This is a genomic window from Pseudomonas sp. B21-047 (assembly GCF_024748775.1).
In the GTDB taxonomy this organism is placed as follows: domain Bacteria; phylum Pseudomonadota; class Gammaproteobacteria; order Pseudomonadales; family Pseudomonadaceae; genus Aquipseudomonas; species Aquipseudomonas capeferrum.
In genome coordinates this window covers 782,118-804,273 of the sequence record NZ_CP087169.1, presented here as the reverse complement: position 1 = coordinate 804,273, position 22,156 = coordinate 782,118, and the positions used below count along the sequence as shown (strand labels likewise).

General features: G+C 64.2%; 19 protein-coding genes and 1 tRNA gene. 12 read left to right on the top strand and 8 right to left on the bottom strand.

Features of this window, described 5'->3' with window-relative positions:
* The first annotated feature begins 174 nt into the window (after window positions 1-174).
* From LOY26_RS03705 to ychF, 8 genes are all read left to right on the top strand, one after another.
* Entirely contained in the window at window positions 175-1,896 is a 1,722-nt protein-coding gene (locus LOY26_RS03705; protein ID WP_156310538.1) for a tetratricopeptide repeat protein, read from the top strand.
* 4 nt (window positions 1,897-1,900) lie between these two features.
* The gene (gene lolB / locus LOY26_RS03700; RefSeq protein WP_033701330.1) at window positions 1,901-2,518 is read left to right on the top strand and encodes a lipoprotein insertase outer membrane protein LolB; all 618 of its coding nucleotides are present in this window, start codon (window positions 1,901-1,903) and stop codon (window positions 2,516-2,518) included.
* Between the two features lie 3 nt (window positions 2,519-2,521).
* Window positions 2,522-3,382 (top strand): 4-(cytidine 5'-diphospho)-2-C-methyl-D-erythritol kinase, encoded by an 861-nt coding sequence (gene ispE, locus LOY26_RS03695; RefSeq protein ID WP_258714410.1) that lies wholly within the window; start codon window positions 2,522-2,524, stop codon window positions 3,380-3,382.
* A gap of 19 nt (window positions 3,383-3,401) precedes the next feature.
* Window positions 3,402-3,476: transfer RNA gene (locus LOY26_RS03690), tRNA-Gln, on the top strand.
* 47 nt (window positions 3,477-3,523) lie between these two features.
* Complete coding sequence (locus LOY26_RS03685) at window positions 3,524-4,465, top strand: ribose-phosphate pyrophosphokinase (RefSeq protein ID WP_003247410.1); 942 nt, start codon at window positions 3,524-3,526, stop codon at window positions 4,463-4,465.
* 118 nt (window positions 4,466-4,583) lie between these two features.
* Window positions 4,584-5,177 (top strand): 50S ribosomal protein L25/general stress protein Ctc, encoded by a 594-nt coding sequence (locus tag LOY26_RS03680; RefSeq protein WP_258714409.1) that lies wholly within the window; start codon window positions 4,584-4,586, stop codon window positions 5,175-5,177.
* Between the two features lie 79 nt (window positions 5,178-5,256).
* On the top strand, window positions 5,257-5,841 hold the full coding sequence (gene pth / locus LOY26_RS03675) for an aminoacyl-tRNA hydrolase (RefSeq protein WP_008099045.1): 585 nt from the start codon (window positions 5,257-5,259) through the stop codon (window positions 5,839-5,841).
* Between the two features lie 21 nt (window positions 5,842-5,862).
* On the top strand, window positions 5,863-6,963 hold the full coding sequence (gene ychF, locus LOY26_RS03670; RefSeq protein WP_033701333.1) for a redox-regulated ATPase YchF: 1,101 nt from the start codon (window positions 5,863-5,865) through the stop codon (window positions 6,961-6,963).
* 79 nt (window positions 6,964-7,042) lie between these two features.
* Here ychF and LOY26_RS03665 read toward each other — a convergent pair whose 3' ends face one another.
* The 7 genes from LOY26_RS03665 to ycaC all read right to left on the bottom strand — a co-directional run bounded on the left by LOY26_RS03665 (window position 7,043) and on the right by ycaC (window position 14,598).
* Complete coding sequence (locus tag LOY26_RS03665; protein WP_258714408.1) at window positions 7,043-8,059, bottom strand: DUF2955 domain-containing protein; 1,017 nt, start codon at window positions 8,057-8,059, stop codon at window positions 7,043-7,045.
* Window positions 8,049-9,146, bottom strand: a complete 1,098-nt coding sequence (locus LOY26_RS03660; RefSeq protein WP_033701336.1) for an HlyD family secretion protein — start codon at window positions 9,144-9,146, stop codon at window positions 8,049-8,051. The genes LOY26_RS03665 and LOY26_RS03660 overlap by 11 nt, the downstream gene beginning before the upstream one ends.
* A complete protein-coding gene (locus tag LOY26_RS03655; protein WP_186660279.1) occupies window positions 9,143-10,663 on the bottom strand; it encodes an efflux transporter outer membrane subunit in 1,521 nt (506 codons plus the stop codon). Before LOY26_RS03655 ends, LOY26_RS03660 begins: the two co-directional genes overlap by 4 nt.
* Window positions 10,664-10,676: 13 nt before the next feature.
* Window positions 10,677-11,774 (bottom strand): AI-2E family transporter, encoded by a 1,098-nt coding sequence (locus tag LOY26_RS03650; RefSeq protein ID WP_186662868.1) that lies wholly within the window; start codon window positions 11,772-11,774, stop codon window positions 10,677-10,679.
* A gap of 39 nt (window positions 11,775-11,813) precedes the next feature.
* A complete protein-coding gene (locus LOY26_RS03645; protein WP_186660283.1) occupies window positions 11,814-13,010 on the bottom strand; it encodes a monovalent cation:proton antiporter-2 (CPA2) family protein in 1,197 nt (398 codons plus the stop codon).
* 35 nt (window positions 13,011-13,045) lie between these two features.
* Window positions 13,046-13,864 (bottom strand): polyphosphate kinase 2, encoded by an 819-nt coding sequence (gene ppk2 / locus LOY26_RS03640; RefSeq protein ID WP_258714407.1) that lies wholly within the window; start codon window positions 13,862-13,864, stop codon window positions 13,046-13,048.
* Between the two features lie 113 nt (window positions 13,865-13,977).
* On the bottom strand, window positions 13,978-14,598 hold the full coding sequence (ycaC, locus tag LOY26_RS03635; RefSeq protein ID WP_033701343.1) for an isochorismate family cysteine hydrolase YcaC: 621 nt from the start codon (window positions 14,596-14,598) through the stop codon (window positions 13,978-13,980).
* A gap of 263 nt (window positions 14,599-14,861) precedes the next feature.
* Between ycaC and LOY26_RS03630 the strand changes: the two genes are divergently transcribed.
* The 4 genes from LOY26_RS03630 (at window position 14,862) to LOY26_RS03615 (ending at window position 19,718) form a co-directional block, all read left to right on the top strand.
* Complete coding sequence (locus LOY26_RS03630; protein WP_186662867.1) at window positions 14,862-15,251, top strand: nuclear transport factor 2 family protein; 390 nt, start codon at window positions 14,862-14,864, stop codon at window positions 15,249-15,251.
* Window positions 15,252-15,343: 92 nt separating this feature from the next.
* Window positions 15,344-16,843: a cytosine permease gene (locus tag LOY26_RS03625; RefSeq protein WP_186660288.1), complete on the top strand. Its 1,500-nt coding sequence runs from the start codon at window positions 15,344-15,346 to the stop codon at window positions 16,841-16,843.
* A gap of 13 nt (window positions 16,844-16,856) precedes the next feature.
* Window positions 16,857-18,287 (top strand): aldehyde dehydrogenase family protein, encoded by a 1,431-nt coding sequence (locus LOY26_RS03620; protein ID WP_258714406.1) that lies wholly within the window; start codon window positions 16,857-16,859, stop codon window positions 18,285-18,287.
* A 213-nt stretch (window positions 18,288-18,500) separates the two neighbouring features.
* Entirely contained in the window at window positions 18,501-19,718 is a 1,218-nt protein-coding gene (locus tag LOY26_RS03615) for a DUF3422 domain-containing protein (RefSeq protein WP_186662865.1), read from the top strand.
* 28 nt (window positions 19,719-19,746) lie between these two features.
* On the opposite strand, the gene LOY26_RS03610 is transcribed toward LOY26_RS03615, so the two are convergent.
* Entirely contained in the window at window positions 19,747-22,149 is a 2,403-nt protein-coding gene (locus LOY26_RS03610) for a DUF3772 domain-containing protein (RefSeq protein ID WP_186662864.1), read from the bottom strand.
* Window positions 22,150-22,156: the final 7 nt, after the last annotated feature.

Below are 22,156 nucleotides of genomic sequence, written 5' to 3'. Positions count from 1 at the left end.
CGCTACGCGCCCCTTTCGCAACCCAAGGCCGCCCCCAACAGGCCCCCCCACACAGGTGGCGGAACCTGGGCGCCCCTGCCATGGTCGCAGTTAAGCAAATGCTTCGCAGGTGGGTTTGCCCCCGCGCTTGTGTCATCATGCTCCGACCGCCGGTGAGTCCTTTTAAGCCTTTCTATGAACAGACACTACGCACTGCTGCTTGCCTTCGCCCTGCTCCAGGGTTGCCAGAGCCTGGCCCCGCAAAAAGCCGAGCCACCCGTTGCCGAGGCCGGCAAGGGCGAGGCCGAAAAACCCGTGGTGTACGGTTCGTTCAAGCAAGACACCCTATATAGCCTGTTGGTGGCGGAGCTGGCCGGCCAGCGCAACCGCTTCGACATCGCCCTGGCCAACTACGCCGACCAGGCCGAAAAAACCCAGGACCCTGGCGTTTCCGAACGCGCCTACCGCATCGCCGAGTACCTCGGCGCCGACGAGCCGGCCCTGGAAAACGCCTTGATCTGGGCCCGCAACGACCCGGACAACCTCGACGCCCAGCGCGCCGCCGCCATCCAGCTGGCCCGCGCCGGTCGCTACGACGATGCTATGGTCTACATGGAAAAAGTCCTGCAAGGCCAGGGCGATACCCATTTCGACTTCCTCGCCCTGTCGGCCGCCGAGACCGACCAGAGCACCCGCGACGGCTTGCTGCAGAGCTTCGAACGTCTGCTGGTCAAGTACCCGGAAAACAGCCAGCTGGTGTTCGGCAAGGCGCTCCTGCTGAACCAGGACGGCAAGGCCGAAGAAGCGCTCGAACTGCTCGAGGAGCACCCGCCGCAAAATGGCGAGATCGCCCCGATTCTGCTGCGTGCCCGCCTGCTGCAAGCGCTCGACCGCGGCAAAGAGGCGCTGCCCCTGCTGCGTGGCGCGATCCGCGACAACCCGGATGACAAACGCCTGCGCCTGACCTACGCCCGTACCCTGGTCGAGCAGGACCGCATCGCCGATGCCAAGGGGGAGTTCATCAGCCTGGTCCAGCAGTACCCCGAGGATGACGAGCTGCGCTACTCGCTGGCACTGGTATGCCTGGAAAACAAAGACTGGGATGAAGCCGAGGGCTACCTGCAGGAGCTGGTCGAACGCGACAGCAACGTCGACGCCGCCCACCTGAACCTGGGCCGCATCCGCGAGGAGCGCCACGACCCCGAAGGCGCCTTGCGCGAATACGCCCTGGTCGGCACCGGCCCCGACTACCTGCCGGCGCAGCTGCGCCAGGCCGACATCCTGATTGCCAACGGCCGCGGCACCGAGGCTTCGCGCCTGCTCGCCGAAGCCCGCGAGGCCCAGCCGGACTACGCCATCCAGCTGTACCTGATCGAATCGGAAAGCTACAGCAACAACAACAAGGACGCCCAGGCCAACCAGGTGCTGCAACAAGGCATCCAGCGTTACCCGGACGACCTCAACCTGCTGTATACCCGCGCCATGCTGGCCGAAAAGCGTGATGATCTGCCGCAGATGGAGAAAGACCTGCGCGCCATCATCGACCGCGAGCCGGAAAACGCCATGGCCCTGAACGCCCTGGGCTACACCCTGGCCGACCGCACCACCCGCTACGCCGAGGCCAAGGCGCTGATCGACAAGGCCCACCAGCTCACCCCGGATGACCCGGCGGTGCTCGACAGCCTGGGTTGGGTCGCCTACCGCCAGGGCAACCTGGACGAAGCCGAAGGCTACCTGCGCCAGGCCCTGGAGCGCTTCCCCGACCACGAAGTGGCTGCGCACCTGGGCGAAGTCCTGTGGGCCAACGGCAAGCGCCGCGAAGCCCGCCAGGTCTGGGCCAAGGCCTTCGAAGCCCAGCCCGACAGCCCCATCCTGCGCAAGACCGTACTGCGCCTGACCGGATCAGAGACCCTTTAACGCCATGTTCCTGCGCCATTGCATCACCTTCACCCTGATTGCCCTGCTCGCGGGCTGTGCCGGCTTCGGTAGCCGTGAAGCCCTGCAGGGCCATGGCGACCCGCAGCAGTGGCGCCAGCACAAAGCGCAACTCAGCACCCTCGACGGCTGGCAGATCAGCGGCAAGGTCGGCATCCGCGCCCCGCGCGATTCCGGCAGCGGCACGCTGTTCTGGTTGCAGCGCCAGGACTACTACGACATCCGCCTGGCCGGGCCATTGGGCCGTGGCGCTGCCCGCCTGACCGGCCGCCCCGGCGGCGTGGTGCTAGAAGTGGCCAACCAGGGCCGCTACGAAGCCACCAGCCCGGAAGCACTGCTGGAAGAACAACTGGGCTGGCAACTGCCGGTTTCGCACCTGGTCTGGTGGGTACGCGGCCTGCCCGCGCCCGACAGCAAGAGCCAGCTGACCCTGGACGGCGACAGCCGCCTGGCCAGCCTGCAACAGGATGGCTGGCAGGTGCAGTACCTGAGCTATACCGAGCAGAACGGCTACTGGTTGCCCGAGCGCCTGAAACTGCACGGCAAGGACCTCGACGTGACGTTGGTGGTCAAGGACTGGCAGCCGCGCCAGCTGGGGCACTGATCGATGACCACCCTTACCCTGCCCGCCCCGGCCAAGCTCAACCTGTGGCTGCACATCATCGGCCGCCGCCCGGACGGTTACCACGAGCTGGAAACCGTCTTCCAGTTTCTCGACCATGGCGACGAGCTGAGCTTCGCCCTGCGTGAAGACGGCGTGATCCGCCTGCACACCGAAATCGAGGCGGTGCCCCACGACAGCAACCTGATCGTGCGTGCCGCGCGCAACTTGCAGGAACAATCCGCCACCCGCCTTGGCGCCGACATCTGGCTGACCAAGGTCTTGCCCATGGGCGGTGGCATCGGCGGCGGCAGCTCGGACGCCGCGACCACGCTGCTGGCGCTGGCGCACTTGTGGCAGCTGGACTGGGATGAAGATCGCCTGGCCGGCCTTGGCCTGACCCTCGGTGCCGACGTGCCGGTGTTCGTGCGCGGCCACGCGGCGTTCGCCCAGGGTGTGGGCGAGCAACTGACCCCGGTCGACCCGATCGAGCCCTGGTATGTCGTGCTGGTGCCGCAAGTGTCTGTCAGTACTGTAGAAATTTTTTCACATCCGCAGTTGACACGTGATTCCCTCCCCCTTAAGATGCGCCCCGTTCCCGAGGGAAACAGTCGAAATGACTGCCAACCGGTGGTAGAGCAGAGTTACCCAGAAGTTCGCAATGCGTTGAATTCACTGGGCAAATTCACTGAAGCTCGATTAACCGGCACTGGAAGTTGTGTGTTTGGGGCCTTCCCAAGCAAAGCCGAAGCTGATAAAGTTCTGGCCCTTCTTTCAGCGACCCAAACAGGGTTTGTGGCGAAAGGAAGCAATGTTTCGATGTTGCATCGCAAGCTGCAAAGTCTGGTCAAGAAGTCGAGTGCCTAGCGCTCGCAGCAACAGATACAGGGGCGTCGCCAAGCGGTAAGGCAGCAGGTTTTGATCCTGCCATGCGTTGGTTCGAATCCAGCCGCCCCTGCCATTTTCCTATACTCATCCAGGTATACCCTCAGCCTTCAGGTACTGCGCGTGTCCAAGATGATGGTCTTTACGGGGAACGCTAACCCCGATCTGGCTCGGCGTGTCGTACGTCAGCTGCATATCCCTCTCGGTGACGTCTCTGTCGGTAAATTCTCCGACGGCGAGATCAGCACTGAGATCAATGAAAATGTCCGCGGTAAAGACGTCTTCATTATTCAGCCGACCTGTGCCCCGACCAACGATAACCTGATGGAACTGGTAGTGATGGCCGACGCCTTCCGCCGCTCCTCAGCATCCCGAATCACCGCCGTGATTCCTTACTTCGGATACGCCCGCCAGGACCGCCGTCCGCGTTCGGCACGTGTAGCCATCAGCGCCAAAGTTGTCGCTGACATGCTCACTGTCGTGGGTATCGACCGTGTACTCACCGTCGACCTGCACGCTGACCAGATCCAGGGTTTCTTCGATATCCCAGTCGACAACATCTACGGCTCGCCCGTATTGGTCGACGATATCGAAGACCAGCGTTTCGAGAACCTGATGATCGTCTCCCCGGACATCGGTGGTGTCGTGCGCGCACGTGCCGTCGCCAAGTCCCTGGGTGTCGATCTGGGTATCATCGACAAACGCCGCGAGAAGGCTAACCACTCCGAGGTGATGCACATCATCGGCGACGTCGAAGGGCGCACTTGCATCCTGGTAGACGACATGGTCGACACCGCCGGCACCCTGTGCCACGCGGCCAAAGCCCTGAAAGAACACGGCGCTGCCAAGGTTTACGCCTATTGCACGCACCCTGTCCTGTCGGGCCGCGCGATCGAGAACATCGAGAAGTCGGTACTGGACGAGCTGGTGGTGACCAACACCGTTCCGCTGTCCGCCGCTGCTCAAGCCTGTGACCGTATCCGCCAGCTGGATATCGCACCGGTTGTCGCTGAAGCGGTACGCCGCATCAGCAACGAAGAATCGATCAGCGCGATGTTCCGCTAAGCGGAACACGTGTTGATGTGAAGCGCCCCGCCCCAGCATTTGTTGGGGCGGGGCTTTTTTGCCATTCCCGTTGGCGCTGGTCGCAAACGCCCTCGGGAGGCTATTTTGGAGAAACAAAATGACTGATTTCACGCTGAACGCCAAAGTGCGTACTGACCTGGGGAAAGGTGCGAGCCGCCGCCTGCGTCACTCGCTGAGCATCCCTGCCGTTGTCTACGGTGGCGATAAAGAAGCGCAATCCCTGACCATCGTGTCGAAGGAAATCGCCAAGCTGTTCGAAAACGAAGCTGCCTACAGCCACGTGATCGAGCTGAACGTTGACGGCGCCAAGCAAAACGTCATCGTCAAGGCTATGCAGCGTCACCCAGCCAAGCAATACATCATGCACGCTGACTTCGTTCGCGTCGTTGCTGGCCAGAAGCTGACTGCCAAGGTTCCGGTTCACTTCATCGGCGAAGAAGCGCCGATCAAGAAAGGCGGCGAGATCTCCCACGTTGTTTCCGAGATCGAAGTTTCCTGCGAAGCCAAAGACCTGCCTGAGTTCATCGAAGTTGACCTGGCTAACGCTGAAGTCGGCACCATCATCCACCTGTCGGACCTGAAAGCTCCGAAAGGCGTAGAGTTCGTCGCTCTGGCCCACGGTGATGACAAGGCTGTTGCCAACGTTCACGCGCCACGCGTTGCTCCAGAAGCAGAAGGCGCTGCCGAGTAATCCACTCGCACGCCGGTGTTGATCGGGTTACAGTGCCGCGCGCGCTGTAACCCACCAACTCCAAGGAAGAGCCCCTGACGTGACCGCCATCCAGTTGATCGTTGGCCTGGGTAACCCCGGCCCCGAATACGAACAGACCCGGCATAACGCAGGGGCTCTTTTCGTTGAACGCATTGCCAGCGCCCAGCGCGTCTCGCTGACCGCTGACCGCAAGTATTTCGGCCTGACGGCTAAATTCAGCCATCAGGGCAACGACGTTCGTCTGCTCATCCCCACCACCTACATGAACCGTAGCGGCCAGTCCGTGGCGGCCTTGGCCAATTTCTTCCGCATCAAGCCGGAAGCGATTCTGGTGGCGCATGACGAACTCGACCTGCCTCCGGGCGTCGCCAAGCTTAAACGCGGCGGCGGCCATGGCGGGCACAACGGCCTGCGCGACATCATCGCGCAGCTCGGCAACCAGAACGACTTCCACCGCCTGCGGCTTGGCATCGGCCACCCGGGTGACGCCAAACTGGTCTCCAACTTCGTCCTGGGCCGCGCGCCGCGCGCCGAGCAGGAGAAGCTCGACGCCAGCATCGATTTTGCCCTCGGCGTGCTGCCAGATGTCCTCGCTGGCGATTTCGCCAAGGCGATGCGCGAGCTGCACAGCCAGAAGGCCTGATTTCCTAGAGAGGGAATACCCATGGGTTTCAATTGCGGCATCGTCGGCCTGCCCAACGTCGGCAAGTCCACCCTGTTCAACGCCTTGACCAAGTCCGGCATCGCGGCGGAGAACTTCCCTTTCTGCACCATCGAGCCGAACAGCGGCATCGTGCCGATGCCCGACGCGCGTCTGGCTGCCCTGGCAGAGATCGTCAAGCCTAACCGCATCCTGCCGACCACCATGGAATTCGTCGACATCGCCGGCCTGGTGGCAGGCGCGTCGAAAGGTGAAGGCCTGGGCAACAAGTTCCTCGCCAACATCCGCGAGACCGACGCCATCGCCCACGTGGTGCGCTGCTTCGAAGACGAGAACGTGATCCACGTTTCCAACAGCGTCGACCCCAAGCGTGACATCGAGATCATCGACCTCGAACTGATCTTCGCCGACCTCGACAGCTGCGAGAAGCAACTGCAGAAGGTTGCCCGCAATGCCAAGGGTGGCGACAAGGAAGCCCTGGCGCAAAAGGCCATCCTGGAAAAGCTGATCCCGCACTTCACTGAAGGCAAGCCTGCACGCAGCCTGATGAAGCACATGGCTGACGACGAAAAGGCCGTCATCCGTGGCTTCCACCTGCTGACCAGCAAGCCGGTGATGTACATCGCCAACGTCGCTGAAGACGGCTTCGACAACAACCCGCACCTGGACGTGGTCAAGGCCATCGCCGAGGAAGAAGGCGCGGTCGTGGTACCGGTGTGCAACAAGATCGAAGCCGAAATCGCCGAGCTGGACGACGGTGAAGAGAAGGACATGTTCCTCGAGGCCCTGGGCCTGGAAGAGCCTGGCCTGAACCGCGTGATCCGCGCCGGTTACGAGCTGCTGAACCTGCAGACCTATTTCACTGCCGGCGTGCAGGAAGTACGCGCCTGGACCGTCCGCATTGGCGCCACCGCGCCACAGGCTGCTGGCGTGATCCACACCGACTTCGAAAAAGGCTTCATCCGCGCTGAAGTAGTGGCGTATGACGACTTCATCCAGTTCAAGGGTGAAAGTGGCGCCAAGGAAGCCGGCAAGTGGCGTTTGGAAGGTAAGGACTACATCGTCAAAGACGGCGATGTGATGCACTTCCGCTTCAACGTCTGACGCTCAGCGTTTGCCTGTCAACAAAAGCCTCCGTATGGGGGCTTTTGTATTTGTGTTGTCCCGTTCGCCCCTATCCCCCTCAGTGCGCCCACTGCCGCGCCCTGCGCCTGTCGATCCAGATCAGCAAGACGCTGGCATACACCGAGACAGCCAAGAACAGCGCCATGCGCACCGCAAAGGCCCGGTACACGTCCTGCCCTGCCGCGCTGTCCTGCACCGACTGCCCCAGCAGAATCAGCATCGTGGTCAGGCAACTGACCCAGTAAGCAGGGCCGTGCCGCGTCGCCACCGCCCGGTAGAGCCGCCGGGCCTGCCAGAGGGTGAACAGCAACACCCACAGAAAAAACATCCACAGGTGCACGAACAGGCTCAAGGCACTCCACAGCAGGATCGCCAGCAGCCCGGCTAGCAGGGTCGAACCAATCAGCTCTCGGCTGGCATTGCGGGCATGGGTTTCGCCGGCCTGCTGGCCCAGGCTCACCGACTTCATGATCAGCGGCATGAATGCATCCGGGGCAATCAGCGCCAGCAAGAACGCCGGCATGACAATCAGCGTGGCACGCAGCGCAACCCAACTGGCACGCGCGCTGGGGAGCGGTGGCGGGGACGCTTGCGCGGGGGCATCGACAGGTTCGGGAAACAGTACATGCGCCAGCGCCGTGCCCAGCGCCGCCAACAGCATGCCTTTGGCTAACGCCTCGACCACCGACAGCGCCAAGGTGAAATCATGGGTGCCGGCTGCGGCGATCATGGTCAGGCCGATCACCAGCAGGTTGGCCACCAGGCCATTGCCGCCCTTGAGCGCGTAACGCAGCACCAGAAACACCCCAACGCCGACCAACAGCACCCCACTCACCGGGGCATGGCGCAGCAGTGGAATCAGCAACAAGCCACTGCCACAACTGAGCAGCACCAGCACCGCCAACGCCGGTGCCGCGCGCAACGGCAGCGGCTGGCTGCGGGTGGCCAACAGCAGCACCGCAAACACCGGGGCCAGGATCGGCACGGGCAGGCCGATGCCGAAGCTGACCGCCAGGCACAGCGCCACGCCCCAGGCTAGGCGTAGCGCCCGCAGGCGCCGCCACTCAATAGGCATACGACAGCCAGCTCATCAGCCACATGAACACGCGGCCCAGCACGTTCAGCGGGTTGCCCTCGCTGGGCAGCGCCATGACTTCGGCCTGGCCGCCGACCCGCAACCCGGTCTTGTCCTCCAGCTGGTCACGGTCCAGCTCGACGATCACCGGAAAACGCTGCGCCGAGCGCAGCCACTCGCGGCTGTTCTGCACGCTCGGCAGCGTACCCGGCGGGCTGCCCTGCCCCACGCTGACACCATACCCAATGCTGCGTATGCGCCCCTTCAGCACCACCCCCGGCAGCGCATCGAGCACCACCAGCACCGCTGTGCCGGAGCGCAGGCGGCCGAGGTTGTTTTCGGTCATGTCGGCGCTGATCCACACGTCATGGATCGCGATCAGGGTCATCATCGGGCTGCCGGCCGCCACATAATGGCCAACGTCTGTGCGCAGGTCAGTGATCAAACCGTTTGCATCGGCGCGCACCACGGTGCGGGCCAGATCCAGGCGGGCCTTTTCAACATTCGCCGCAGCGCTGCGCAACTGGGCGTTGTCTGCCTGTGAACCGCCCTGCTGTTCACGTGCCCGCTCGACTTCGGCACGGGCCGCCGCCACCTGGCTGATGGCTTGGTCGCGCGTGGCCTGGGCCCCTTCCAGGCGGCGCACCGACACCGTGCCTGGGTCTTCCTCGATCAGTCGCTTGAGCCGCTCGGCATCCTGGCGCGCCTTGCGCTCGTTGGCCTGGGCCGCCAGCAACGCCGCCTTGGCCGAATCGATGCCGGCGGTGTTGGCGCCGATCTGCCTGCGCACGGTATCCAGGTCGGCCTCGGCGCGAGCCAGGGCAATGCGGTATTGCGCCGGGTCCAGCTCGAACAGCACCGCGCCTTGGCGTACCTCCTGGTTGTTGCCCACGGCCACACGCTTCACCGGGCCAGCCACCTCGGCGCTCACCGGCACCACATAGGCTTGCAGGCGGGCCTGCTGGGTGTAAGGCGTGAAACGGTCTGCCAGCAAGTACCAGAGCAGGCTTATGGCAATCAGCAGCAATACCCAGCGCATGCCACGATCAGGCGCTTGCGGGGGCGGTGTTTGCGGGGCGTCGCTCATTTCGGTTCACCGGGTTGCTGTGCGGTAGGGGGTGGCGCGTCCAGCAGGTCTCCCCAATCGGTGCGTTGCTGCATCTGTCGACGCGTGGCCGGGTCGACCGCTGCACGGCCTGGCTGCCAACCGCCGCCCAGGGCCTTGTACAAGGTCACCACGCTGCTGACGGCATTGCCGCGGCTGACCAGGTAACCGTCTTGTTGCTGCAGCAGCAGTTGCTGGGCATCGAGCACCCGCTGGAAGTCGGCAAAGCCTTCGCGGTATTGCGAGGTGGCCAGGCTCAGCGAGCGCTGCGCGGCTTGCGAGGCCTGGTCGCGAATACCCGCGCTCTGCAACGAGCGCACCAGGCCGCTGGCTGCATCGTCGGCCTCGCGGGCGGCTTCGCGCACGCCCTGCTGATACAGCTCGATTAGTTGCTGCAAGCGGGCATCCTCCACACGCACGGCGTTCTTGCGCCGGCCATAGTCGAACGGGTTCCAGATCAGGCCTGGGCCGGCGGCGAGGTCGAAACTGTCGGGCAGGTGGCTGGCCGTCACGAAGCTCCAGCCGATGCTGCCCAGCAGGCTCAGCTGTGGATAAAGGTCCGCTTCGGCCACGCCCACCAGCGCCGACTGCGCCGCGACGGCCTGCTCGGCGGCACGGATGTCCGGGCGTCGCAGCAACAAACGGGCGGGAACGTCTTGCAACAGTGCCCGGTCTGGCAGTGGTAACTGCCCATAACGAGGTTGCAACTCCGGCAGCGGCCCCGGTGGCCGCCCAAGCAGCGAACACAACACGTTGCGCAAGGCATTGAGCTGGTTTTCGAACTCGGGGATGGTCGCCTGCGTCGCCAGGTACTGGGTGCGTGCCTGCTGCCAGTCGAGCTCATCATGCTCGCCATGGCGGAACAACCGCTCGGTGATCTCCAGGCTGCGCGCCTGGCGCTTGGCGTTTTCCTCGGCAATGGCCAGGCGCGCCTCGGCGGTACGCAAGGCAAAATAGGTGTCGGCCACCTGTGCACGCAACAACAGCATGGCATCGGCGTAGTTGGCCTCGGAGGCAAAGTACAGGGCATCGGCCGCCTCGATGGCACGGCTGAAGCGCCCCCAGAAGTCGATCTCCCAACCAATGTCGAAGCCCACGCTGGACTGCCAAAACACCGAATCACGGGCGTTGGCGGTACCGGACTGGTCCTGCTTGAGGTAGAGGCTTTGCGCGCGCAACTGCTGCAGTTGTGGATAACGCCCGGTCTGCACGATGGCCAGTTGCGCACGTGCCTCGGCGACGCGCAGCCCAGCCACGCGCAGGTTGGTGTTGTGCGCATCGGCTTGGGCGATCAGGGCATCCAGTGTCGGGTCGGCGAACACCGCCCACCACTGGCGAAAATCCGGCGCCGCGGCGCTACGGCTGGCCTGCTCCAGCAGCGGGGTGCTCCAGGTGTCCAGCCAGGGCGATTGCGCCGGCGGGTAGTCCGGACCGACCTGCGTACAGCCTGCCAGCAAAGCCACCAGGCCCAGTGCGCGGCGCCAGCGAGGTCCGGGCATGCCAGGCCCCGGCTCAAGCCGACGGTTCGGCAGGGTCTTCCGGCACCTGCAACGCCACCCACTGCCAGAACAGCACATAGGTCACGCCCAGAATCACCGGGCCGATGAACAGGCCAATGATGCCTTTGACCACCATGCCGCCCAGCGCACCGATCAGCACCACCGGCATCGGCACATCCACGCCGCGCCCCAGCAACAGCGGCTTGAGCACGTTGTCGGCAAGGCCGGCGACGAACGTGTAGATGGCAAACACGATGGTCGCGACGGTGAAGCCTTCGGCATGGAATACATAGGCGATGACCGGTAGCGTGATCAGCGTGGCCGGCGCCTGGGCGATGCCCAGCATAAGGATGGCGATTGCCAGGATCCCCGCGCCCGGCACACCCTTGACCACAAAACCTACGCCTATCAGCAGCATCTGGATGAAGGCGATGCCGATCACACCCTGGGCGACGGCGCGAATGGTGGCGGTGCACAGCCTTGCAATGGGCTTGCCGCGCGACTCACCGGAAACCCGAATGGCAATGCGCTGCGCCGCCACTTCGCCGCGCTCGCCGAAGGCCATGATCACCCCCGAGATGATGATCGCCGCGATGAACATCAAGAATGCCCCCCCGGCACTGGCAGCGGCGCCCAACAACACACGCCCGGCATCCTTGAGCTGCGGCATCACACTGTTGAGCACCCCGCTCAGGCTCTCGGAAGCCGCCAGCCACAAGGCATACACGCGCGGCCCGATCAGCGGCCAGGTGGCCACCGACTCCGAAGGCGTCGGCACGCTCCAGGCACCGCTTTTGAGCAGTGTCACCAAGCCGTCCACAGACTCGCTGATCGACACCACCACCAGGTAGATCGGCACCAGCAACACCACCAGCACCAAAAGCACCACCAGCGTTGCCGCATAGCCGTCCTTGAGCCCCGTGCCGCGTTTGATGCGCTGGTGCAGCGGGTACAGGGTCACCGCCAGGATCACCGCCCACAGCATCAATTCCAGAAAGGGCTGAAACACCTGGAAGGCGAAGATCACCAGGGCAGCCACCAGGCCTGCCTTGATCAATACATCGAGCAGGCCCCGCGACAGGGCACTGTCCAGCTTGAAACTCGGCTGCATGCTTCACCTCCGCACATTCATTTTGCCAACGGGTGCAGTTCAGTGGTCGGTTTGACGCTCAGGCGGGGACGCCTCAGCGTTGCTCAACTGCCGTGTCAGGCCCATCATCACCAGCGGTACCACGGCCATCGACAAGGTGATGGCCAGCACCAGCAGGTCGTGAACCTGCTGCTCCAATACCTGGTGCTCACGCGCCAGTTTGAACACCACGAAAGCAAACTCGCCGCCCGACGCCAGCACCACGCCCAGGCACAGCGCCTGAGCACGGTTCAACCCGCCGGCCGTGCGGCCCAGGGCAACCAACAGTGGCAGCTTGATGCCCACCAGCAGCAGCGTGAGCCCAAGCACGGCCAAGGGCATGCCGAACAACAGGCGCAAGTCTGCGCTCATGCCCACGCCGACAAAGAACAGCCCGAGCAGCAACCCTTTGAGCGGCTCGATCTGGGTTTCCAGTTCGTGGCGAAACGGCGACTCGGCCATCAATACGCCGGCCAGGAATGCGCCAAGGGCCATCGATATGCCTACATGCTCCATCACCCAGGCGGTGCCCAACACCACCAGCAACGCAGTAGCCGTGGACAGCTCCGGCAACCCGGAGCCGACTGTCCATTTGAAAATCGGGGTCATCAAGTAGCGGCCGCCGATAATGATCACACCGATGCCGAGCGCCACAGCCAGCAGCGGCCAGTTGCCTTCATCTGCATGGCTGACATCACCGCCAAGCAAGGGCACCACGGCAATCAGGGGGATGGCGGCGATGTCCTGGAACAGCAGAATCGCCACAGCCAGGCGGCCGTGGGGCTTGCCCAGGTCCTTGCGCTCGGCGAGCACCTGCAAGCCGAACGCCGTTGATGACAGCGCAAGCCCCAGCCCCAGCACAATGGCCGCCGGCTTCGACTGGCCAAATACCCCATAGGCGAGCAGGCCAAGTGCAGCGGCGGTCAGCCCGACCTGCAACGAGCCGATGCCGAACAGGGCGCGGCGCATGGTCCACAGGCGGCGGGGCGAGAGCTCAAGGCCGATCACGAACAGCAGCATCACCACGCCCATCTCCGACAGGCGGGCGACGTTGTCCGGGTTGCCCAGCAAGCCGAGCACCGAGGGGCCGATCAGGATGCCGGCCAGCAGATAGCCAGGCACTGCCCCCAGTTTCAAACGTTGCGCCAGTGGCACCAGAAGCACCACGGCCAGCAGGAACACCACCGTCGCCTGCAGCAGGCTGCCGTCATGTGGCATAGGATTTCATCCTTTAGGCTCCCCGCAAGAGGGAGTCAGAAGCGCTCTTCGACCACCTTGAACGGGTAGGCCACCGCCTTGTACTTGCCGACCTTGCCGCGCTTGGGCAACTTCACGACCTGGTCGCGGGTGATGTCCTTGTAGGGAATGCGAGTGAGCAGGTGGCTGATGATGTTCAGCCGCGCCCGCCGCTTGTCGTTGGAATGGGCCATGAACCAGGGTGCCCAGGAGGAATCCGAGGCGGCGAACATCGCGTCGCGCGCCTTGGTGTAATCATCCCAGCGGCTATACGACTTCAGGTCCATGGGTGACAGCTTCCACAGCTTGCGCCCATCGCTGATGCGGTCCTGCAGGCGGCGGGTCTGCTCTTCGGCGCTCACTTCCAGCCAGTACTTGATCAGGATGATCCCCGACTCGACCATCATCTTCTCGAACAGCGGCACCACCATGAGGAACTTGTCGGCTTGCTCATCGCTGCAAAAGCCCATCACCCGCTCGACGCCGGCGCGGTTGTACCAACTGCGGTCGAAGATCACCACTTCGCCCGCAGCGGGCAGATGGCCCAGGTAGCGTTGCACGTACATCTGCGACTTTTCCCGCTCGGTAGGTGCCGGCAGCGCCACCACACGGAACACTCGCGGGCTGACACGGTCGGTGAGGGCCTTGATGGTCCCACCCTTGCCCGCGCCGTCCCGGCCTTCAAAGACGATGCACACCTTCAGGCCCTTGGCCACGACCCATTCCTGCAGCTTCACCAACTCGACGTGAATTTGCTTGAGTGCCTTCTCGTAGGCCTTGCCGCCCAACTTTTCCGGCTGTGCCTGTGGGGTCTTCTTCCTGGCTGACTTCGACATGGGTCGCTCCCGGCGGCGAATGAAGGTTCAGTATGGTCGATCCACGGGGGTTTGCCGCTTCGCTTGCTACCACAGCACCGCCCCCCCTTTGGAGAGGGCGGACAATGGCCGGGTTATTTGGCCAGCTTGTTGTAACTGGTCATCAGGTTGCGGTAGTCGGGAATGTGGTTGGCGAACAACGTCCCCAGCCCTTCAACGTCGTTGCGCCAGTCGCGGTGCAGCTCGCAGGCGACACCGAACCAGGTCATCAGTTGCGCCCCGGCAGCCTCCATGCGGCGCCATGCCGAATCGCGGGTCAACTCGTTGAAGGTGCCAGAGGCGTCGGTGACGACGAAGACCTCGAAGCCCTCCTCAAGGGCCGACAGTGCCGGGAACGCCACGCACACTTCGGTCACCACACCAGCGATCAGCAGTTGCTTCTTGCCCGTGGCCTTGACGGCCTTGACGAAGTCTTCGTTGTCCCAGGCGTTGATGTTGCCGGGGCGGGCAATGTAGGGGGCGTCGGGGAACTGCTCTTTGAGCTCGGGGACCAGCGGGCCATTGGGGCCGGTTTCGAAGCTGGTGGTGAGGATGGTCGGCAGCTTGAAGTACTTGGCCAGGTCCGACAGGGCCAGAACGTTGTTCTTGAAACGGTCCGGGTCGATATCCCGTACCAGCGAAAGCAGGCCGGTCTGGTGATCGACCAGCAGGACTGCGACGTTGTTCTTGTCCAGACGCGTGTATTGGAAGGCCATGGTGGAGCTCCTTGCATCAGCGGATAGGGAGTATCAGCGTAGGCAAGGATGAGCGACTGCGGTAACCGTCAGTCGGGTCCGTTCTTGAGATCGAGCGCCGCGTGGGCGGCGCTCGATCTCATAGGCGCCAAAACAGCCAAGGCGAGCCCCCACCGCTCACTTCACAATTTCCTGAACTGATTATTTGCCCCCAGCGATTTTTCCGCTCGCCCACCGCCACCAGAATCGCTCACCACAATCACAAAAACCGTGAGGCCACTCCCGTGGACCAGACACTCCAGGTACGGCAGGCCGCCGCCGACCTCGTCGATGCCTTTGCCAGCAACGACACCGCTCGCTACTTCGCCTGCTTCAGCGAAGACGCCACCTTCCTCTTCCACACCTTGGCCCAGCCGCTGTTGTCGCGCCGCGCCTATGAAGACCTCTGGGCCCAGTGGCAGGCCGAAGGCTTCGCCGTGCTGGCGTGTGAATCGGGCAATGCCCAGGTGAGCCTGCAAGGCGACGTGGCGATCTTCATGCACGATGTGGCCACGCATATCCGTATCGCCGGTGACGAACACCAGCTGGCCGAGCGCGAGACCATCGTGTTCCGCCGCCACGGCGAACGCTGGCTGGCCTGCCATGAGCACCTGTCGGTCGTCACCACCGCCTGAACCTTCTTTTGCGGCCTTGCCGCTCTGCCATCGCACCCACAATAAGGCCCGCGCACCGCGCCGGCCAACAACAACCGCGCTGGAGCATCACCATGAGCCAATCGACCGGTATCGAGACCAACGGTGTCGAACAGATCCCCGACGATCAACGCCACGCCGCCCCGCTAGACCTGTTCCGCCTGATCTTCGGCGGTGCCAATACCTTTGCCACTGCCGTGCTGGGCAGTTTCCCGGTGCTGTTCGGGCTGTCGTTCCAGGCCGGGGTCTGGGCAATTTTGCTCGGGGTCGGCATCGGCGCCATCATCCTCGCCCCCATGGGCCTGTTCGGTGCGCTCAACGGCACCAACAACGCGGTGTCTTCGGGCGCGCACTTCGGCGTGCACGGGCGTATCGTCGGCTCGTTCCTGTCGTTGCTCACCGCCGTGGCGTTCTTCTCGCTGTCGGTGTGGAGCTCGGGCGATGCCCTGGTCGGCGGTGCCAAGCGCTTGGCCGGCTTGCCGGAAACCGACTTGACCCTGGGCCTGGCCTATGGCCTGTTCGCGGTGCTGGTACTGGTGGTGTGCATCTTCGGCTTCCGCTTCATGCTGTGGGTCAACAAGATTGCCGTGTGGGCGTCGAGCCTGCTGTTTCTGCTAGGCATCGTCGCCTTCGCCGGTCCGTTCGATGCCGGCTACGCCGGCAGCGTCAACCTCGGCCAGGCGGGTTTCTGGGCCGCCTTCGTCGGCGCGGCGATCCTGGCCATGAGCAACCCGGTCTCGTTCGGTGCCTTCCTCGGCGACTGGTCGCGCTACATCCCGCGGGCAACCCCCAAGCCGCGCATCATGCTGGCCGTGATCGCCGCCCAGGCCGCGACGCTGATCCCCTTCCTGTTCGGCCTGTGCACCGCCACCCTGGTCGCCAGCCAGGCGCCGGACTACATCGCGGCCAACAACTACGTCGGCGGCCTGCTGGCGGTCTCGCCTAGCTGGTTCTTCCTGCCGGTGTGCCTGATCGCGGTGATCGGCGGCATGTCCACCGGCACCACTGCGCTGTATGGCACCGGCCTGGACATGTCCAGCGTGTTCCCGCGCCTGCTCAGCCGTGCCGGCGCCACCTTGCTGATCGGCGTGCTGGCGATCGGTTTCATCTTCATTGGCCGCTTCACCTTCAACCTGGTGCAGAGCGTGTCGACCTTCGCCGTGCTGATCATCACCTGCACCAGCCCCTGGATGGTGATCATGATCCTCGGCCTGATCACCCGCCGCGGCTTCTACCATGCCGATGACCTGCAGGTGTTCACCCGTGGCCAGCGCGGCGGCCATTACTGGTTCACGCACGGCTGGAACTGGCGCGGCATGGGGGCGTGGATCCCCAGCGCGGCGGTCGGCCTGTGCTTCGTCAACCTGCCGGGGCAGTTCGTCGGCCCGCTGGGCGACCTGGCCGGCGGCATCGACCTGAGCCTGCCGGTAACCCTGGGGCTGGCCGGGGTACTTTACCTCGTGCTGCTCAACCTGTTCCCTGAACCTGCTGGCGTGTATGGGCCTGATGGCCCGCGCTGGGTGCGCTGCAAACGCACCCCGCATGCGCCGCTAATCACTGCCGAAATAGCCTGACTGGAGTCTGCCCATGACCACTTCTCACTACATCGCCGGCCGCTGGGTCGAAGGCCAAGGCAGCGACTGCATCAGCGTCAATGACCCTGCCCTGGGCCTGCCCTTCGCCGAATTGATGGCCGCCAGCGTCGCCCAAGTCGACCAAGCCGTGGCTGCCGCCCGCGAGGCCCTGCACGCCTGGAAGCAGACCAGCACCGGCCAGCGTGCTGCGTACCTGCGCGGCTTTGCCGAGCAGCTCGGGCAGCGCCGTGAAGCGTTGATCACCCTGCAGATGCGCAACAACGGCAAGCCGCGCCACGAGGCCGAAATCGACCTGGACGACGCGATTGCCACGTTCAATTACTACGCCGACCTGGCTGAGCAGTTGCCGCAGAAAAACTGCGACGTACCTCTGGCCGCGCCTGGCTTTACTGCCCGCACCCGTCTGGAGCCGGTTGGCGTGGTCGGCCTGATCGTGCCGTGGAACTTCCCGCTGGTGACCAGCGCCTGGAAGCTTGCCCCGGCCTTGGCCGCAGGCTGCACCGTGGTGCTCAAGCCCTCGGAGGTTACCCCGCTGATCGAGCAGACTTACGGCCAGATCGCCGATACCCTGGGCCTGCCCGCAGGTGTGCTGAACATCGTCAACGGCAAGGCCGAAACCGGCGCCGCGCTGAGTGGCCACAATGGCCTGGACAAGTTGTCGTTCACCGGCAGCAACAGCGTCGGTAGCCAGGTGATGCGCAGCGCTTCGGCGCAGTGCCGGCCGGTGACCCTGGAGCTGGGCGGCAAGTCGGCGATCGTGGTGTTCGATGATTGCGATGTCGAGCAGGCGGTGGAATGGATTGTCGCCGGCATCAGCTGGAACGCCGGGCAAATGTGCTCGGCCACCTCGCGCTTGCTGGTGCAGGACGGCATTGCCGATACACTGCTGCCGCGTTTGCAGGCTGCACTGGACAACCTGCGGGTGGGCAACCCGTTGAGCGAAGAAGTGGACATGGGGCCACTGACCAGCCAAGCGCAGTGGCTGAAGGTTGCCAGCTACTTTGCCACTGCACGCGAAGAGGGTCTGCAGTGCCTGGCCGGTGGCAAGGCGCTGGACCGTGACGGCTGGTTTGTCAGCCCGACGTTGTATGTGGACGTGCCGGCAGACAGCCGCCTGTGGACTGAAGAAATTTTTGGCCCGGTGCTGTGCGCACGCCGCTTCGCCACCGAAGCGCAGGCAATTGCCGAAGCCAACGACAGCCGCTTCGGCCTGGTCGCCACCGTTTGCTCAGCGGACCTGGAACGCGCAGAGCGGGTGGCCGATGCCCTGGACGTTGGCCATGTATGGATCAACTCGGTGCAGGCGGTGTTCGTCGAAACGTCGTGGGGCGGCACCAAGGGCAGCGGCATTGGGCGAGAGCTCGGGCCTTGGGGGTTGTCGGGGTATCTGTCGGTGAAGCATGTGACACGGTGCCTGGGCTGATATCGCTGGGGCCGCATTGCGGCCCTTTCGACGGCAAGCCAACGCCTACAGGGATAGCGCCAGCGCTCGAATGGCGCGCCAACCTGTGCGAGCTGGCTTGCCGGTGAAGAGGCCAGCACAACCAATAGAAATCTCCCGCGCGTGACTTTGCCCTCCCCCCGCCAAGTCCCACTCCCTGGTACCCCCACAATCACAACACCAGGCCGGACCACCATGCACCCTCAACGCACCGCCTTGCACAACGAGCTGCACGCCCGCCCGTCGCTGTATTTCGATGGCCCTGCGCATGTCTTCCACCTCGCCCTGCTGGGCGGCGATGCCGCCTGTAACGCGCTTTTGCAGCGCTGCTGCCCGCAGGCTGCAGATGCCGGCGCTGCGCAAGGCATCACCCAGCTCGATGGCCACCCGTTCAAGTGGGAGCGCCATACCGAGTTCTTCACCCTGACCCTGGTAGTGCCCTGCTCGGCCGCCGACACCCAATGGCAACCGCTGCCTGCAGTGCTGGCCGATGCCATCGCGCCCCAGGCGGCGCAATTGATCAACGCGGTGCAAGTGCTGGTGCGCGACGAGCAGGACCTGAACCTGCCCGATTACGGCTTCAAGGACCCCTGCGGCTCCTGCGTCGGCGGTGGCGATGCGGTGGTGTGGAGCGACTTTCGCCTGACCGCCGACGGCACCAACCGCTTCCTGTTCATCAACCGCCGCCTCAATGCCTACCGCCAGGGCCGCATGATCCGGCGCCTGCTGGAGATCGAGACCTACCGCATGATGGCCTCGCTGACCCTGACCACGGCCAAGGCGCTGAGCCAGGAACTGGACGCCTTCGACAAGACCCTGGTGAGCCTTTCCGAACGCAGTGCCGGGGGCGATGGCCGCGACTCCAAAGGCCTGCTCGACGCCATCGCCCACCTGTCGCGGCAGGTGGTCAGCCGCACCGTGAAAACCCGCCATCGGTTCGGCGCCACGCAAGCTTATGCGCAGCTGGTGTTCGAGCGCCTGGGCGAATTGCGCGAGAGCCATGTGGGCGATTGCCAACGCCTTGGGGTGTTCATCGAGCGCCGTTTCAAACCAACGGTGCGCTACTGCGCGGCGACCGAGCAACGGCTGGAGCAGCTGGCGAAGAACGTCGCCAACCTGGGTGACCTGTTGCAGGCGCGGGTACAGGTGGAGATGGAAGAACAGAATGCCGGGATTCTGCACAGCCTCAATGCCCGGGCCGATGCCCAGGTGAAGATCCAGCGGGCGGTGGAGGGGCTGTCGATCATCGCCATCACCTATTACCTGCTGAACCTGTTCAAGCTGCTGTATGGCGGGTTGAATGTGCTGGGGCTGGAGCTGACGGCGAAGGATGCGTTGATGGCGATGGCGCCGCCGGTGTTGCTGGTGCTGCTGGTGATATTGCTGCGGATCAGGCAGGCCAAGCAGCATTGAAGCGGGGGCGCTGGGCGCCCCCCAATACTCACGCCGGCTCGTCGGCCGGGCGCGAACCTTCCTGCAGCAACACCATGCTCTGCGGCGAAGACAAGGGGATCCCCTCATCACGCAACCGCCCAAGAATGGTGAACAGCAGGTCACTGCGGGTGCCGGACACCTGCCGCGGCCCGGCCACGTAACCACTGACCGCAATCACCATGCCACTGCTCGTCAGGTCCTTGAACGACACCGAACTCGCGGGTGCATCCAGTATCGCTTCGTGCTCGTGATACGCCGCCAGCAGCAGGTCGCGCACGCGGTTGGCATCGGTTTCCAGCGGCAAGGTCAGGGTCACGCTGACCACCCCAAGGGCATTGCCCATGGTCACGTTGCGCACGTTCTGCGAAATGAACTGCGAGTTGGGCACGATCACCGTCGAGCGGTCAGACATCTGTATCTCGGTGGCGCGCACGTTGATGCGGCGGATGTCACCCTCGACACCGGCCAGGCTGACCCAGTCGCCCACCTTTACCGGGCGCTCGGTAAGCAGGATCAGACCCGAGATGAAGTTCTGCACGATCTGCTGCAGACCAAAACCGATACCCACCGACAACGCACTCACCACCCAGGTCAGGCTGGTCAGGTTGATACGCAGGGTCGACATCACCAGCATGGCCAGGAACAGGAAGCCCAGGTACCCCACCAGGGTCACCAGCGAGGCACGCATGCCGGCGTCCATGTCGGTTTCCGGCAGCAGGCGCTCGCTCAACCAGCGCTTGAGCACACGGATGCCGAACATGCCGCCGAAGAACATCGCCACGGCCAGCAGGATATCTTGCGGCACGATGTTCAAGTTGCCGAGCATCTTGCCACCGGTGCCATCCCAATCCCCCAGGCTGAGCAGCAACTCACCGGGGCTGGTGCCCGAAGGCGTGAAGGCCAGCAGTACCGCCAGGAACAGCAGCACGGTACGGCCGATGCCAGCCAAAATGGTGCTGGCCTGGGCCTGATGGCGCGGAGCCAGGCCCAATGTCGATGCCAGGGCCAGGCCGCCCGGTTGGCGGGGCGACAGCAGGGTTTCGCACAGGTCACCGAGGAAGGTGGTCAGCAGGTAGGCACAGGTCGCCACCACGCTGATCCACAGCAACTTTGCCGTAAGGAAGTACGCCAGGGTCAGGAAACCGGCCAACAGGGCCAGTACGATCAGCCCCACCCATACCACGATGACGAAGGGGATCAGCCCCGCCAGGCCAGTCGGGCGTTCCAGCTCATGCTTGCGCAAGGTGCGGCGGTAGCGCAGCAAGGCCACCGAGAAAATCACCGCCACCACCAGCGCAGTCAGGCCGTTGGTCGCCACGGTCAGCGCCAGGCTGGTACCGATCACGCTGTTGATGCGCTCCTGGGTCAGCAGCACCATCAACGCCAGGGCCAGCAGTTTAGGGAACCAGCCCAGGGCGCTGGCCACCTCATCGTGGATCGGTGGCAGGCGCCAGGACGGGCGCTGCAGCATCAACATGGCGCGGCCCAGGCCTGAAATGAAGGCGCTGAACACCACCAGAGTAAGGATGTGGTTAGCCAGGCTGGCGATATCCGTGCCCAGCTCGGCGCTGCTTTCCAGGCCCCAGCGCAGCAGCGACACGGAACCGGCGATGGTGCCCAGCGTCGCCAGGCTGACGCTCAGGGCCAAGGCGCTGCGGCGCAGGCGGCCTTCGGGCAGCCAGCGGATCATCGCATCTGCCAGCAAGCGCTCAAGCAGCCGACGAACCAGCGTCCACACCAGGATGGCCGCCACCAGGCTGCTGAGGAAAAACCAGCGATGTTCGGCACTGAACGCGCTGGCCACGGCATCGGCCGCCTCGCCACGCAGGTCGCGCAAGCGTGCCACGTCTTCATCGGTGGGGCGGATCAGCGACTGCCAGAACGCGGGGGTCAGCGGGCTGGTGGCGCGGCTGGTGACCTGCGAGTTGAACTGGCTGCGGCGCAGGTTGACGATCTGCGTGGACAGGTCCCGGGCCGACTGGGTCAGCTTGGTGGCCTGCTCCTGCTCGGCCAGCACGGTCTTTTTCTGCGCTTCGAGGTCCTTGCGCTGAAGGGTGATGCTGGCAGGCTCATCCGGCTGCTTCGGGCCCAGCACCTTGAGCTTGTCGTCCAGGCCTTGCACATCGGCAGTACGCAGCGCACCAAGGGCATCGGCCTGCCGCTGAACCTGTATGGCAGCCTGGCGCAGTTGCGAAAGCACATCGTCATTGGCGCTGCTGGTCACGCCCTGGCGGATCAGGTCGAGTCGATCACTCAACTGTTCAAGGCTCGCGTTCTCGTCGAGCACCGGCAACTCGGCAGCCGCCAGGCTGGCGGCTGGCGGGGCCGGAGCGGACCAGGCCGGAGTGGCCAACGCCAGCATCAGGGCCAATACGCCTAGGCAATAACGGGCAAGGCTGAGACGCCTCATCGAACAA